We start from the raw sequence: 16,257 nt of genomic DNA on the forward strand, positions 1-16,257 counted from the left end.
GGCCGCTCAGGCCAGCTGCGCCTTTTCCTGGCTGAGCACCGCCAGCAAATCGGGGACGGCAGCATACAGTGCCTGTACTTCTTCTTGCTGCTCGCTGATTTCTTCATGCTGGCGGCAATACTCCTCCAGCGCCTGGCAGCAGGCGATGACCTGGCTGGCATTGATGATGCGGGCGGCACCCTTGATCTGGTGGGCTATCCGTCCCACGCCTGCGGCATTGCCCAGCAAGACCAGGGCGCGTAGCGAGTCCATGTCGTCTTGCAGGCCCTGTTGCAGATGCCCCAGCAATTGCAGCAATTGTTCGGCCTCCATGAAGGAGAGTTCGTCCAGGCTGTAGCCGGGGTCCTGCCTGTTATCGGCTTCACTGAGGCGGCCGTGCATGTGCTGCTGCAGACAGCTGCGCAATCCGGCCAGACTGATGGGTTTGAACAGGCAGTCATCCATGCCGGCGGCACGGCAGCGCTCGCGTTCGTCCGGCAGTGCGTTAGCGGTAAAGCCTAGCAGCAGGACGGGGGCCAGCTGTTCCTGCTCCTCTTGCTGGCGGATGGCCTGGGCCAGCTGGTAGCCATTCATTTCCGGCATGTTGCAGTCGGTAAAGACCACATCGAATCGTTTCTGCTGCCACATGACGAGGCCTTCGCGGCCATGGGCGGCGACATCGGTCTGATGCCCCAGATAGCGCAGTTGCTGCGATAGCAGCAGGCGGTTTGCCACATTGTCGTCCACCACCAGAATGCGCAGCCTGAGCTTGTCCGATTGCCCGGCCTGCAGGCTGGCCGACGCGGCAGGCTCCACGTCGACATAGGCTTGTCCGGACAGGGGCAGGCGCAATTCGATATCCAGCCGGGTGCCATCATGCGGACGGCTACTGAGGGTGAGCGAGCCTTGCATCATTTCGCACAGGGTGCGGCTGATGACCAGCCCCAGCCCGGTGCCGCTCTGGACATTGCGCTGCGAGGCCACCGCCTGCCCGAACGGCAGGAACAGCCGCTGCTGGTCTTCCGCCGAGATGCCGATGCCGGTATCGGTGACCCGTATCTGCACCAGCAACTGCTGGTCGGGCAGCACGCTCTGGCGTACGCGTACGGTGACGCTGCCCTGCAGGGTGAACTTGATGGCATTGCTCAGCAGATTGGACAGAATCTGCTTGAACCGCAGCGGATCAAGCATGACTTGCCAGGGGGCCGGCGTGGCTGGATCGACATCCAGAAACAGCCCCAGCTGCTTCTGCCTGGCCAGTCCGTCGAAAATGCGCATGACTGAACGCGTCTGCTCCAGCAGATTACAGGGTTCCGGGTTCAGGCTGAGATGGCCGGATTCGATACGCACGATGTCGAGAATATCGCCGATCAGGCCCAGCAGCCCTTGTGCCGAGTCATAGGCCACTTGCAGCGAGGGCTGATCCACCACGCCATGGTCGGCCTGGCGCAAGGCCAGTTCCAGCATGCCGATGACCGCGCTCATCGGTGTGCGGATTTCATGGCTCATGGTGGCGAGGAAGGTGGTTTTGGCCTGACTGGCCTTGTCCGCCTGCTCCTTGGCCGCCTGTAACTCCTCAATCAGCCGGCGGCGTTCGCTGATGTCTATCCAACCACAGATGACGCCACGAATCACGCCCTCGGTATCGCGGAAGGGCTGTATCCAGTGAAAGGCTGAAATATGCTGGCGATTGAGCATCACTTCGCGGTCGCGCTGGATGGGCACGCCGTATTCGATGGCCAGCTGGTAATCCTGCGCCAGGGTGGAGCGGGATTTGTCATCGATGTCGATGATGCCGCCGATATTGTCGCGATGGCTCATGGCCTCTTCGCGGGTCAGGGTCAGCGCCTGCAGATAGTGTTCGTTGCAACTGAGCAGCTGGCCTTTGCGATCCAGCACATAAACCGGATAAGGCGTGACATCGATCAGCGTAGTCATGAAGTTGAGCTGGTCGCTCAGCGCCTTTTCTGCGCTCTGGCGCTTGGCAATCTGCTTGCGCAGGCGGCTGTTCCAGGCCAGCGATACCAGCAGCAGCAGGCTGGCCACGGCGATCACCAGATAGATCAGGCCCAGACTGTAGTCATACCAGCTCTGGTTGCTGGCACCTACATTGGTGCGCCAGCGTTCATTGAACAGATTGTCGAGGTTCTCCGGGCCAATACTGAACAGCGCCTTGTTGAGAATCGACAGCAGGATGCGATGATCGCTCGGTACCGCCAGCGACAGCACATTGCCGGGCAGACCGGTAATGTTTGCCTCACGCAATTTGCCATTGAACAGCAAGGGCAGGTAGTAGCGACTGTTCATGGTGGCTACCAGCGCCATGTCAGCCTTGCCGTTTTCCACCATATCGAAGGCAGAAACCGGATTGTTGACCTCTTTGAAAATGGCACCGGGGAAGACTTTTTCCCATTGCATGGCCTTGACCAGCCCGCGATTCACCACCACCACCTTGTTGCGCATGTCTGCCACGCCCTGTGGCGGATCGGTATTCATCCGCACCACCAGATTGTAGGAGAGCGGGGTCAGCGGCTCGGAAAACAGCAGATTATCGGCGCTGCCGACATTGCGGATGGGCAGCGTGGTCAGATCGGCCTCGCCACGGCGCATGATCTCGAGAATGTTCTCCAGCGAATGTGCCTTGCGGATTTCCAGCCTGACCCCGATACGCTGTGCAATCAGCTCCAGCAGCTCGGCACTGGCTCCCCGCCACACGCCCTGGTCATCGAAAAAGGAAACGGGGGCAAAGCTATGGCCGGCCGCCACCTTGAGCACCGGATGCTGCTTGAGCCACTGTTTTTCCTCGGCAGTGAAATCGATGGGGAAAACATGCGGCTGCAGCAGCAGCGCCCCACCGCTCCAGCGCTGGATCAATTGCTGATGCTGCGGTTCGCCGATCAGCCCCAGCGCCTGGTCCAGCGCCTGGCGCAATAGCGGCTGGCTGGCCTGCATGGCAAAGGCGCGGCTATTGCCCTTGCCAAAACGCTGGATGACTTTCAGGTCGTCGACGAGGTTCTGGTTAGCCACATAATTGATGGCCGTGGCATCGCCGAAGAACAGATCGATTTGATGCGCCTCCAGCGCCGCCAAGCCCTCCGCCACCGAGGGATAGTTGCTCACGTCGGCTTCCGGGTAGCGCTCGCGCAGCAAGGCGGGGGAATGGTAAAGAGACTGCATGCCAATACGCAGCTTGTGCGGATTGGGTTCGCCATAGCCAACCAGGATGGGCAGGTTTTCCAGATAGGGCTGGCTCAAGCTCAGATCTGCCGCTTGAGGGCTGAGCGGCACACTGCTGCTGAGCAGGTCGATATCACCGCGCTGCAGCGCCTGCTGCGCCTGCTGTGGGCTGGGGTAACGGTAAACCTCGGCTTGCAGACCCAGCCGGCTTGCGACAAAGCCGAAGACATCGGCGTTCAGCCCCTGGAAGCTGCCACCGGCATTGCTGATATCAAGGGGGGGGAAGTCATCGGCCACGCCCAGCCGCAAGCGTTTCTTGTGCTGCAGCCATTCGGCCTCGCGAACAGGCAGTTCCAGTGTCTGCGTGCTGTACACGTTTTGCGCCCGCAGCTGCAAGGCCACCGCTCCACCGGCAGGCAGCCCAGCCGCAGGGGCGATGGGACTGGCCAGCAGGCACAGCCCAATCAACAACAGCCAAAATGAGCGCATGACTTTTCCACTGCCAAGGATTGAAGACGACTATGCAATCTGCTGTCTGTCACCGGTACTGCCATGATGTGGCAGGCAGGCAACAAGCAGGATTGAACACGTCATGTCACTAGCTAGACCTTCCCGCGAAGATACGTGGAAATCCGTATTTTTCTAGCAAGTATTGTCTTAACAGTATTAGTGAAGATTCCCAAATAGGAAAAGTCGCCCTTTCAGGCAGTTGAATTTTGAAAATTTTTTTCACGCCCAATGGTCTGCCGACACGTATAACAGCAGGCTGTGCAGGAAAATAGCGGGGGAGGACGGGGACAATCGGGGGAGGAGTGCAAAAAACTTGCAATGGCTGCTTATTGCAGCTCTTCCACTTTTTCCATTTTGCGGCTGCGCAAATCCACCACCCGATGTATCTCTACGCGGACTTCGCCCTTGTAAAGCAGATACATCAGCTTGGCAGCCTTGCGCGCCTGCTCGTGTGTCGAATGCCATGGGCCACTGTCATCGACACCGAAATCGCGCGAAATCAGGCGCAAGCGGTACATTTCCCTCTCTCCTCATGATGCTGGACACTATATTTATAGGTTTTCGCACCATGATGCCAGAAACTGCCCCGCTTCAAAAAGAGATTATCCGGAAATGCCGCCGGGCCTCAGTCAAACGCCAGCATGAATGGCAAAATCCAGCGGGTGACAGACCCCGGCCATGGCCGCGGCAATGTCAGCACTGTGCTGCTGCCAGTAGCCCAGGCGCAGCAAGCAGTCGATCGCCACTAGCGCGGCATCGATCATGAAACGTTCGGCCACCAGCAGCTCTTCCACTTCACGCAGCGACAGGCAGACATGCTCGGCGACTTCGCCATCCTGATTACAGGGCAGCTCCTTGGGCTGCAGCCATAAATCGTAGACATGCAGCCATTCGCGATGCAGGCCACGCTGGACGGGGCGCTCGGCCAGCAGCAGGCCGGTTTGCGGCAACAGCTCCAGTCGGTCCGCCGGAATGCCGGCCTCTTCCCAGCCTTCGCGCTCCAGCGCCAGCTCGATGGATTCGCCGGCAGCAATGCCGCCACCCATCAGATTGTCCATGCGATTGGGGTCCACCGCCTTGTCCGGGCTGCGCCGCCCCACCCACATGCGTACTTCGCCCTGCGGGCTGCGGGTCAGGCCATTCAGATGCACGGCACGGCTGGTCAGCCCCAACGGACGGAAGGCGGCACGCTCCAGTTCGAACAGCGGCGTGCCATCGGAGAGAAAGGCGGTGAAGTTTTCGTTGCGCCAGCCATTGAGCCAGCCGGCCTCGTGCCAGCGCCGCGCCGCGGCCTGCAACTGGCTGCTGATGGCAGCGTAATCGCCCTCCACCATACAGACCAATCCAGCCGGCTGGCTGCGGAACAGCGCTGCCTCACTCAGCAGCAGACGCTCCAGCCAAACCTGGTTGACACAGCCCAGCGGGTGCGGACCGATGAAGAGCGGGGTGAATGCACTGCGATCGAAACGGGTGATCTTGGCCAGATACCCCAGAACTCCATCCACTTGCATGATGACTCCGAACAGATTGCCTATTGCGGGAAGGCGCCATCATAGGATGCAAGCAGGATTTTGCCCAATTTTTTCAGCGTCTTGCGGGCGAAAAGCAAATATTCCATGTGGAAGTGTTGCAGAATTCACACGCGCGGCTGACGCAGCAAATCTGCCAGCCCGGAGTAGCGTGCCGGGGCCAGCCGCACCGCCTGCTGCCACACTTCGTCGCTACCAGCCACCGCAAAGCGCTGGCGGGCACGGGTGATGGCGGTGTAGATCAGCGCACGGTTGAGCACCGGCCCCGGCGTGGCCGGTAATTGCAGCCAGACTTCGTCGAATTCCGAGCCCTGGCTTTTGTGCACGGTCATGGCAAATACGGTTTCGTGCTGCGGCAGGCGCCCCGGGGCAAACTCGCGCCAGCTGCCGTCTGCGGCCGGGAAGGCCACCCGCAGCCCTTGCGGCCGCTCCACGGTGAAACCGATATCGCCATTGAACAAGCCGACACCATAGTCGTTGGCACTGATCATCACCGGCCGGCCGGCATACCAGTCGCGTCCAGCCTGTTTGCAAGCACGCTGTTCCAGCAAGGCTTCCATGCGCTGGTTGGCCTGTTCGACCTGGCGGCGCTCGGCCGCCAGTAACATGAACTGCGCGAATGCCGCCTGCACCTGCGCCAGTGGCAGCTGTTGCTGGATGGCGTCCAGATAGGGCTGACGGCGTGCCAGCAACCCGGCATCGTCCAACAGAGCGGCCTGACGGATATCGTCATGCTGGCCAGCCTGCAATAGCTGCAAGGCGGCAGTGGCATCGCCCAGATTGACCAGCCGCGCCAGCTCCCCGATACCGGAATCCGCGCGGAAGCGATGACTATGAGTCAACAGCACCACGCTGTCGGCCAGCGCCCCCGCCCTGCCCTCGTCCGCCGGCAGCGGGCCGGCACCGGCCTGTGCCAGCCAGTCGCGGGTGGCTGGCAGATACGCCACCTGTCCGCACAAGTCGCCCAATACTGCGCCGGCATCCACTGATGCCAGCTGGTCGCGGTCGCCCAGCAGGATCAGCCGGGCTTGCGCCGGCAGGGCTTCCACCAGCCGTGCCATCAGCGCCAGATCGATCATCGAGGCTTCATCCACCACCAGTACATCGAGCGGTAGCGGCTGGCCGGCGTGATAGCGTGGCTGGGCGGCGCCCGGCCGCAAACCCAGCAAGCGGTGCAGGGTTTGTGCCTGTTGCGGCAGCTGGGCACGCACGCTGTCCGCAACCGGCAGGCTATCGCGGGCATTGCGTACCGATTCACTCAGGCGGGCGGCGGCCTTGCCGGTTGGTGCCGCCATGGCCATCACCTGCGGCCGCTCCGCCAGCATGGCCAGCATCGCCAGCAAACGCACCACCGTAGTGGTTTTGCCAGTACCCGGGCCACCTGACACCACCAGCAGACGCTGGCGTGCGGCCAAGGCAGCGGCCAGCTTTTGCCTATCCGGCTGCCCGGCCGGCAGCGCAGGAAACAGCTGGTGCAGCACCGGCTCCAGCGTGCTGGCCGGCAGCGGCCGGTGGTCGGCCGCCAGCTGTGCCAGCTTGTGTGCCAGGCTCTGTTCGTCAAACCAGTGGCGGGCGAAATACAGCCGCCCGGCCGCATCCAGAATCAGCGGGGCATAACTGCCTGGCGCGCCCAGCACCGGAGAAGCCTGCAGCAGGCGACGCTCCGCCCGGTGGGCAATGGGCAGACAGACATGGCCGGCCTGATTGGCGGCGGCCAGTTCGCAGACCAGCGCCAGCGTGCTGTCATCCAGCCCCGGGTCCAGCCGCAACAGCAGCCGGGATAGCTGCTGCGGCAACAGGGGGGCTGTTAGCGTCTGGGGGGAATCACTCATGCGCGGGATTTCTGGAAAATGGCCTTGAGTTTGCCATTGGCCTGCAACTGGCTGATGGCGCGATTGAGGGCCGGCAGCCATTGGCGGAATTGCGGGTGCAAACGCAACATGACCGGCTGTGAGCTGATCATGCCGCCCGGCTCGCAGCGCAGCTCCTCCGGGGCCTGTGTCAGCCGTTCGATCTGGCGGCGCTCCAGCACCACGGCCTGCAACCGGCCAAGGCGCAATTTGCTGAGGACTTCGTTTTCGCTCTGCGACATCTCGTAGTGCACCCCGTGGCGGGCCAGCTCGGATTCAAAGGCGCTCAGCGGCTGTCCCTGCAGCAGGCCGATGGTCTGGCCGTGCAGCTCGTCCAGCGAGCGCCCGCTGCGGCCATTGATGCGGCCACACAGCTGGTAATCCAGCGTACCGATGGGCAGGGTATAAAAACCGCCAACCGGCGACAGGCTGCGCCAGGCCGGATTGACGCCGACTTCCACATCCAGCCGGGCCACTTCGAACAGCTGCTGGATACGCAGTGCCGGATAGTACTCGATATCGAAACGCACCCCGCTGAGCTTGCCAATCTGCTCCAGCGCCTCGCGATAGATGCCGGCCATCGGGCTGTCCGGGGTGAAATTGTAGGGGCCGGCATTATCCACCACCACGCCGGCACGCAGGGTGATGTCGGCTGCCTGCGCCGGCAACAGCCACAGACAGCAGCACAGCAACAGAAAACTACGCACCCAACCTTGCCTCCAGCGCCGCGCAAATGGTGCTGAGCACCTTGATGCGCGCATAGTATTTGTTATTGGCTTCCACCAGCGTCCACGGCACCTTGCTGGTGCTGGTGCGATCGACCATATCGCTGACCGCCAGCTTGTAGGCATTCCACTTTTCACGGTTGCGCCAGTCTTCTTCGGTAATCTTGAAGCGTTTGAAGCCGGTTTCCTCACGCAGCTTGAAACGCGCCATCTGTTCCTCGTTGCTGATGGCCAGCCAGAATTTCAGCACCACGGCGCCGTTTTCACTCAGCTGGTGCTCGAAGTCGTTGATTTCATAATAGGCACGCATCCAGTCACGTTCCTGGGCGAAGCCTTCCACCCGCTCCACCAGCACGCGGCCATACCAGGTGCGGTCGAAGATGGTGATGCCGCCCTTGCCCGGCACCTGGCGCCAGAAACGCCACAGCCAGGGTTTGACGCGTTCTTCCTCGGTGGGGGCAGCCACCGGTACCACACGGTAGCTGCGCGCATCCAGCGCCTGGGTAATGCGGCGGATGGTACCGCCCTTGCCGGCGGCGTCATTGCCTTCGAAGGCCAGTACCAGCGAATGGTTCTTGAAACGCTCGTCGCGGGTCAGCTTGCTCAGGCGGCCCTGCAGCTCGGCCAGCCGGGTCTTGTACTCGGCCTTGTCCATGTTCTGGTCCAGTTGCAGGGTGTCCAGAATGACCTTGTCGTCGATGGGTGCCAGCAGCGGCGGTGCTTCCGACACATCCACCGCAGTACCGTGCTGGTTGATGCGGTTGCGGATGGCCTTGAGAATGGTCTGACCCACCGTCAGGCTGCGGAAATTGGCGTCTTCGCCATCCACCACGATCCACGGCGCGTAAGCGGTATTGGTCAGGCGGATCATGTGTTCGCCGTATTTGCGGATGGTGTCGTAGCGCTCCATATTGGCCTTGTCATCCTCCGTCACGCGCCAGCGGGTGGCCGGATCCTTTTCCAGCTCTTTCAGCCGCTTGCGCTGCTTGTCCTTGGTCAGGTGAAACCAGAACTTGAGGATCAGCGCACCATCCTGGCTGATCATGCGTTCCAGCCGCATGATGTCGAAGATTTCGCGGTCGAAGGCGTCGTGGTCGATCTCATCGTAAACACGATCGAACAGCGCATCGGAATAATAGGAGCCAAAAAACATGCCGATGCGGCCCTTGGCCGGCAGCTTTTGCCAGTAGCGCCACATCCAGGGCCGGGCGCGTTCTTCGTCATTGGCCGAGGCAAACGCCACGGTGTCGATCAGCCGCGGGTCCAGCCATTCGTTGATGAGGTTCATGGTTTCGCCACGGCCGGCACCATCAAAGCCGTGAATCAGGATCAGCACCGGGAAATCGGCCTTTTCCTTCAGGTCGTACTGCACGTCCAGCAAGGCTTCGCGCAATAGCGGCACTTGCTCGCGATAGTTCTCTTTGCTGATGCTGTGGCCGATTTCTGCCGATTCAAACATTCCCGTCTCCCGTCATGAACTGCCTGTTGTGTGTATTGGCCGTGGCAGGCCACAGGACCTGTGTGACGCATTTTTTACGCAACAGGGCCATTTAAATGGAAGAAATACATAGCAAGCGGGCATGTCTGGCCTGCCGTCAGGCAAGGCAGCCCTAGCCTGCTGCTAGCCAAACCTCAGTCTACTCCATGCCATTGGCAAGGCAATGATAGTTGCAGTCAGCGCAACAAGCCATCCAGCTCGGCAAGTAAACCCTGTGCCGGCTGGTCATGCCAGATGCCCATGCCGGCCATGCCCATGCCGCGCAGGTAGAGATAGCGCACGCCACCAAAGCAGCTGGCGAAATCACGCCCGCGTGCGCTGAAATAGCGCTGCAGCGCCACGCAATAAATCAGGTATTGCAGATAGTAGTGCTCGCGCGCCACCGACTGCACCAAGCACTCGGGGGCATAGTCCGTAGCCTGCTCGCCTAGGTGGTTGGATTTGTAGTCCACCAGATACACCAGCCCGTCCGCCTCGAACACCAGATCGACAAAGCCCTTGAGATAACCACGCACCGTGCGGAAATCCAGCCCGGCGGCGGCCATGCGCAAAGGCTGGGCCAGACCGTTGGCCGGATCGCTCAGCACGCGGCGCAAGGCGGCCACATCCAGCTGCCGTACCGGCAGGGTGAATTCCATTTCCACCAGCTTGCGCCCGGCAGGCACCCCGGCCAGCCTTACACCGGGGGCCAGCTCGGCATCCAGCGTCTGGCGCAGCAGCTGCAGGGCTGCCGGCTGCCAGCTATCGGCAAAACCATGGCGACGCAGCTGCTGGGCCACCACCGGCTGCAGCTGGGCATCGCTCATACCGAAATCAATGTTTTCAAACATGGCATGCAGGCAGGTACCGGCTCGAGCACCACGGGGGAAAGCAAACGGGCTATCGACTGCCAGCAGCTCGCCGCCCTCTGCCGGTGGCACCGGCAGGCCGCCGTCATGGTCTGGCCGCTCATTGGCCTTGCTGCTGCGGCCATGAGTGAGCGAGGTAAAGCTGGCCACCCGCCACGGGCTGTAAACCGGCCGCTGGAACAGGCGCGCACTATAGTCCTGCCGCGCGTCCTGCGCCAGAGGCAAGGGGTTCTGCGCGCACTCGAGCGGGCGCAGGTGCAAGGCCGCTGGCAAGCGGCTGGCCAGCGCGGCCAGTTGCTGTTCCAGCATGGCAGGGCTGAATTCCAGCTCGCGCAGGCTGGCCAGATCCGGGCAATCTGCAGCGTGCAGCAGCCAGGACAGCGCCGCCGTCTGCATGTCCTTGACCCAGCCCCAAGCCAGGTACTGGCGATGCTGGGCGCGGGTCAGCGCCACGTAGAGCAGGCGCAGCTTTTCGGCCAGCATTTCGCTGCCGGCCTGCTGGCGCACGGTGGCATCGGCCAGCACATCCGGGCTGAGCATGGCCTGCCCGGCTTCGCGGTAGCGCCAGAAGCTGGTATTGCGCCGCTCCAGTGCGCCATCCCACAGATAGGGGCAGAACACGATGGGGTATTGCAGCCCCTTGGAGGTATGGATGGTGACGATTTTCACCAGTGCGGCATCGCTTTCCAGCCGCAGCATGGCTTCCTCGCCACCAGACGGGCTGGCCACCCTGCCCTCCAGCCAGGCCAGCAAGGGCGCCATGCCGTGGCGACTGTCGCTTTCGCTTTGCAACAGCTCGGCCAGATGCGACAGATTGGTCAGCCGCCGCTCGCCATCGGGCAAGGGCAACAGGCGCAGTGGCAGTTGCTCGCGCGCCAGGAAATGCCGCCAGGCGCTCATGAAGCCCTGCTCCAGCCAGCGCTGGTGGTCGGCGGCATTGGCCAGCAGCCGCGCCTCCCACTGTGTTTCGTCTTCCACCTCGGCCAGCAGGCGGGCGGCATCCAGCCCGTACAGCTCGGTAACCAGTGCAGCGCGCAGCCGGCTTTCGCTGGCTGGTTCGGCCCAGGCGCGCAGCAGGGCCAGCAGCTCGGCCGCCTCCTGGCTGGCAAACACGCTTTCCTGGGTGAGCGCCACGCTGGCCACGCCGCGCTCGGCCAGGGCCTGGCGCATCTGTTCGCCCTGGCGATGGGTGGACACCAGCACGGCAATGTCACCACCACGCAAGGGCCGGCGCTGCTCGCCCTTGATGATGGCGGCCCGGTCTTGTCCGCCCAGCGTCAGCAGGCGGGCGATTTCATGGGCGCAGCCCTGTGCGCTGGCGCGGGCGGCGCTGTCCTTGTTCTGCGGCTTGTCGCCCTCCGGCGGCTGCCACAGCACGGTAAAGGCTGCGTCCTCATCCGCCACTTCCAGCACGGCACCGGAGCTGGGCGCGGCATGCACCGGCTGATAGCTGATGGCATCCAGCAAGAATGGCCGGGCACGGCCAAACAGCTGGTTGACCACATCCACCAGCGGCGCATCCGAGCGGCGGTTGGTATCCAGCGAATATTGCTGGGTGGCGGGCGCATCCTGCCGCGCATCCAGATAGGCAAAGATATCGGCACCACGAAAGCTGTAAATCGCCTGCTTGGGGTCGCCTACCAGAAACAAGGGCCGGCCCTGCAAGGCAAAACAGCTGCGGAAGATGTCGTACTGGATGGGGTCGGTATCCTGGAATTCGTCGATCAGCGCCACGCGGAAACTGCGCGCCACGGCGGCTGCCAGTTGCGCGCCGCCCTCGGCTGCTGCCAGCGCCGCGCCCAGTTCGGTCAGCAAGTCGTCAAAGCTGCGCACCCGTTCCTGACTGCGGCGGCGGGCCAGCTCCTCGTTCACCCAGGCAATCAGTTCCAGCTTGAGCCCGGCCAGTGACAGCTGCAGCTGGGCCAGATAGCCATCCCAGGCGGTAAGCCAGTCGCCGATACGCTGGAACAACTGATGTTCCGGCGCGACAAAGCCCTTTTTCATGGCCTTGGCCAACTCTTCCGGAGTCAGTTTGCGCAGCAGCTTGAGAGCACTGTTGTCGGGAACCGGTAGGCTGTCCGGCTCGGCCAGCCATTGCTGCAGTTCAGCCATGCAACGTGCAAGTTGGGCGGGACTTAGCTTGCTGCCATGAAAACCCTCGGTGGCCAGCAGCAGATCAAAACCGCTCTGTATCACCAGCGCATCCGCCGCCAGTTGCTGCCAGCACTGCTCCAGCTGCTGCAAGGCCTGCTGCAGATCGCGCTGCGCCGGCATCACCATCTGCAGATAGGGCTTGGCCAGCCAGGGGCGGATTTCCGTGAGCCAGCCATCCGGGGTTTCCCCCGCCTCGGCCAATACCTGCGACAGCAAGGGGCTGGTCACCACCCGCCGCCGCCAGAAGTCGTCCACCACCTCCACCAGCAGGCGGTCGTCGTCGCTGACCAGCTCGGCGGCAAAGGTCTGGCCACTTTCAAAAGCGGCATCGGTCAGCACGCGCTGGCAGAAACCATGAATGGTATAAATGGCCGCGCCATCAAAACCGGTAATGGCCGCCAGCAGGCGCTGCTCGGCCAGATCACGGGCGGCGCCGGGGGCAAACCGCCGTGCCAGGGCCTGCAGGAAATCATTGCCCGCCTGCTTGCCCTGCAGCACCTCGAGAAAATCGCTGAGTTGCTGGCGCAGACGCTCGCGCAATTCGGCGGTGGCGGCCTTGGTGTAGGTCACCACCAGCAGGCTGTCGATGCCGGGCGGGGCTTCGCCGTTGACTTCCTCCAGCAATAGCCGCAAATACAGCGCAGCAATGGTCCAGGTCTTGCCGGTGCCGGCCGAGGCTTCGATCAGGTTGACCCCGGCCAGCGGGCATTCCAGTGCATTCAGTACCTGCAGGCTCATGCCTGGCCCTCCAGCCGCGCCAGCAGCGGCAATAACAGTGTTTCGGCCAATTGGGCAAACAGCGGGTCGGCCAGCGGGTCGAGATGGCGGAACACCAGCCGGTTCACCGGTTCCTCGCATTGCGCAGTGGCAAAATCGCCGACAAAGCTGGGGTCCCATTTATCCAGCGCCTTGGCCAGCGCCAATTGCGGTGCGCTGTCCAGCTTGTACAGCTGCTCGGCATAGGCCCAACTGGTGCGGCCAAAAAACGGCAGCGGCTGCTGCTGGCCCTGCTGCCAACGCACCACCCAGGGCGAGAGCAAGGCCAGGGCGTCCGGCTCGTCGTCCAGCCGCAGGTGGCCGCTGTCGTCATACAGCACTGACTGGCAGGCAATGCCGGCCGGACGCATGGCACATAACAAGAGATGAGTCAGCCACCACTCCAGCCGCTCGGCAGCATTCATCTTGCCGATCACCAGCCGGATCTGCCCTTCGGCCCGCAACCCGCCCAGCTCCCCGGCCAGGGTCAGGCCATGCAGCTGGATATTCACCGGCTGCGGCGGCAGCGTCGCTTCGCTCAGTACTGCGGGCAGCCGGTATGCCAGCCGCGCCGCACTGGCACTTTCACTGCCAAGCCAGGCCTGGCCAAGTGCAGCTGGTGGCAGCAGGCCTGCACCGGCAAGCCGCTGCTTGACCGGAGCCACCGGCTTGCCGGCCAGCATGCGTTCCACCAGCTGGCTGCGCAGGGTGCGACTGGCGTCGCGATCCACGCTGAATGGCTCACGCACCGGCAGCGCATCCTGCTGGCCTTGCAGGCGAATGGCCAGACGCTCGGCCAGCCAGGCACGCGGCGGGTTTTTCCAGAAGCGGATGAAGTCATTGACATGCACCACGCTGCTGCCCGGCAAGGGCGGCAGCTCAGTAGCAAAAGGCCGGGGCTGGCTGGGCGGGGCTGCCAGTGCCTGGGCAAAGCTGGGCTCGAAACTGGCCAGTCGTGCTTCGACCCCGTCATAGCAGCGTGGCGAAAACGGCTGCAAGGGATGGCGTAACAGCAGCTGCGCGGTGGCCACATCACCGCACATGGCCTTGAAGCAGTCCTGCAATTCGGCAATCAGCGGCGATGGCGGCAGCGATTCGTTATTGCGTGCCGACAAGCCGACATAAGACAGATACAGCCGCTGGCGGGCCGACAGAATGGCTTCCAGAAACAGGTAGCGGTCGTCAAAGCGGCGCGAGCGGTCACCACGGCGCGGATGGCGCGCCACCAGATCAAAGCTGACCGGGCGCTCATCACGCGGATAGGCACCGTCGTTCATGCCGATCAGGCACAACACCCGAAAGGGAATCGAGCGCATCGGCACCATGGCGCAGAAGGTGATGCCGCCGGACAGAAAGCCCAGCGGCGAGGCCACGGTGAGCTTGCGCTGCAGCCAGTCGCGCAGCACGGCCAGGCTGAAGGGCTGGGCAAAGTCGGCCATGGCGGCATCGTCTACCAGCTCCTGCAGGGCATCGCGTAATACTTCCAGCGCCAGTTCGCCATCTTCGTCCACCGCAAACAGGCGGTCGGTGGCCAGCAGCAGCCGCTCGGCCCAGCCGGCCGCAGTCGCTGGCGTGGCCCAGTCGCGGGCCAGCTCATCCAGCAGCGCATAGCAGCTGGCAAAGCGCGCCAGGGCCTCGCTCAGCTGGCCGCTGGCACCGGCTTGCGGCAACAGCCCAGCGAACAGTCCGCTGTCATCGCCGGCCATGGCTGGTGGCAGGATGCTGCCCAGCAGCAGGCGGTCCAGCCCCCAGCGCCAGGTAAACAGCGGATCGGCCGGCAGGCCCAGTGCCGCCTTGTGCGCGGCATCGCGCCCCCAGCGAATACCACTGGCCCGTACCCAGTCCTGGATGAAGGGCAGGTCTTCCGCAGTCAGGCCAAAGCGCTGCAACAATGCCGGGCTGTCGAGCAAGGCCAGTACCTGGTCGGCGGTAAAGCGTGAATCCAGCAAGTGCAGCAGATTGCCGATGGCGGCCAGCAGCGGCTCTTCGCGCTCCACGCGGCGGTCGGCAATGGCATAGGGCAGATTGGGCGCATCGTCGCGCTGGCCGAATACCGCATCGATATAGGGTGCGTAGCTGTTGATGTCCGGCGTCAGTACCGCAATATCGGCGGCGCTGAGTGTGGGGTCGTCCGCCAGCATGGCCAGCAGCCGGTCTTTCAGTACTTCCAGTTCGCGCATGGCACCGTGGGTGGCATGCAGCTCGATCGAGGCATCGTCCGGGCTCAGCCACTGGCCATCATGGCCGGGCATGTCCAGCTGCAGGATATCGCGCTGCAGGCGGGCCAGCAGGCTGTCGTCGGTGGCCTCGGCAAACAGCGGGCGGGCATCCAGCTCGGCATCGGCGGCGATCAGCTCGAAAAAGTCGCGTCCCTGCTTGCCCAGCGAGGCCAGCAGCGGGTGGCCTTCGGTAGCGAACAGGTCGCCCTTTTCCCGCAGTTTGAGCTTGCGGCGGGTATCGACGATATCGCCCCAGTAGGCTTCGCAGGGATTGAGGGTGAACAGGCAGACATCAGTCAGCTCGGCCAGCCGCTTGATCAGCGCCAGATACATCGGGGCCAGGCTGGCAATGCCAAACAGGGTAATGCGCTCCGGCAGATGCTCCGGACGCAGCTCGGCAAAGAACTCGTCCAGCATGCGCACGCGGTGGCGGCCGGGGTCCTGCGCGGCCAGCTGCTGCCAGAGTGCGGCCTGCCAGGCTTCATCCTCGCCCAGATCCAGCCGCTCGCCGCGTTCCCAGGCGCGAATCCAGTCCGGGCGGAATACCAGGTATTGGTCGAAAATATCGGCCACCTTGCCGGCCAGCTCGAAAGCAGCCGTCTCGCCACCAGCGGCATAACGCTGCAAGGGCGCAAACACCTCGCCTTCCAGCGTGGGCAGCAGTTGCAGCAAGCGCCAGCTGAGTACCTCGGGCGTAAACGAGGACTTGCGCGGCAGCTCCGGCATCACTTGCTGCATCAGCCGCCAGGCAAAGGCTGCCGGCAATACGAAATCGATATTGGCGGCTATGCCACACTGCTGCGCCAGATCCAGCGTCATCCAGCGCCCCATGCCCCGGCTCTGCACGATCACCGTTTCGGCAGCAAACGGGTTGGCCAGCGGCTGTGCCTGCAACATGGCGGCATACAGCTGACCCAATTGCTCCAGACGATTGGACTGATAGAGAAAAAGCATGGCGGGAACACGGCTAAAAGCAAGAATGTCAGTGTACCATCAGCCTCTGGCCGCCATC

8 protein-coding genes are annotated in these 16,257 nt (G+C 63.0%); all 8 read right to left on the minus strand.

From position 1 onward, the window contains the following. Positions 1–6: 6 nt before the first annotated feature. Entirely contained in the window at positions 7–3,645 is a 3,639-nt protein-coding gene (locus EAY64_RS15545) for an ATP-binding protein (protein WP_103525654.1), read from the minus strand. A gap of 347 nt (positions 3,646–3,992) precedes the next feature. Then, on the minus strand, positions 3,993–4,184 hold the full coding sequence (locus EAY64_RS15550) for a hypothetical protein (RefSeq protein ID WP_103525655.1): 192 nt from the start codon (positions 4,182–4,184) through the stop codon (positions 3,993–3,995). 111 nt (positions 4,185–4,295) lie between these two features. Continuing rightward, complete coding sequence (locus tag EAY64_RS15555; RefSeq protein WP_103525656.1) at positions 4,296–5,177, minus strand: NUDIX hydrolase; 882 nt, start codon at positions 5,175–5,177, stop codon at positions 4,296–4,298. Between the two features lie 125 nt (positions 5,178–5,302). Next, the gene (recD, locus tag EAY64_RS15560; RefSeq protein WP_103525657.1) at positions 5,303–7,027 is read right to left on the minus strand and encodes an exodeoxyribonuclease V subunit alpha; all 1,725 of its coding nucleotides are present in this window, start codon (positions 7,025–7,027) and stop codon (positions 5,303–5,305) included. Next, positions 7,024–7,752: a substrate-binding periplasmic protein gene (locus tag EAY64_RS15565; protein WP_158604708.1), complete on the minus strand. Its 729-nt coding sequence runs from the start codon at positions 7,750–7,752 to the stop codon at positions 7,024–7,026. The genes recD and EAY64_RS15565 overlap by 4 nt, the downstream gene beginning before the upstream one ends. Then, complete coding sequence (gene pap / locus EAY64_RS15570) at positions 7,745–9,229, minus strand: polyphosphate:AMP phosphotransferase (protein WP_103525659.1); 1,485 nt, start codon at positions 9,227–9,229, stop codon at positions 7,745–7,747. The genes EAY64_RS15565 and pap overlap by 8 nt, the downstream gene beginning before the upstream one ends. Positions 9,230–9,444: 215 nt before the next feature. After that, on the minus strand, positions 9,445–13,008 hold the full coding sequence (gene recB, locus EAY64_RS15575) for an exodeoxyribonuclease V subunit beta (protein WP_103525660.1): 3,564 nt from the start codon (positions 13,006–13,008) through the stop codon (positions 9,445–9,447). Further along, on the minus strand, positions 13,005–16,199 hold the full coding sequence (recC, locus tag EAY64_RS15580) for an exodeoxyribonuclease V subunit gamma (protein WP_103525661.1): 3,195 nt from the start codon (positions 16,197–16,199) through the stop codon (positions 13,005–13,007). Before recC ends, recB begins: the two co-directional genes overlap by 4 nt. Positions 16,200–16,257 lie beyond the last annotated feature (58 nt).

The organism is Aquitalea palustris, assembly GCF_003693445.1.
In the GTDB taxonomy this organism is placed as follows: domain Bacteria; phylum Pseudomonadota; class Gammaproteobacteria; order Burkholderiales; family Chromobacteriaceae; genus Aquitalea; species Aquitalea palustris.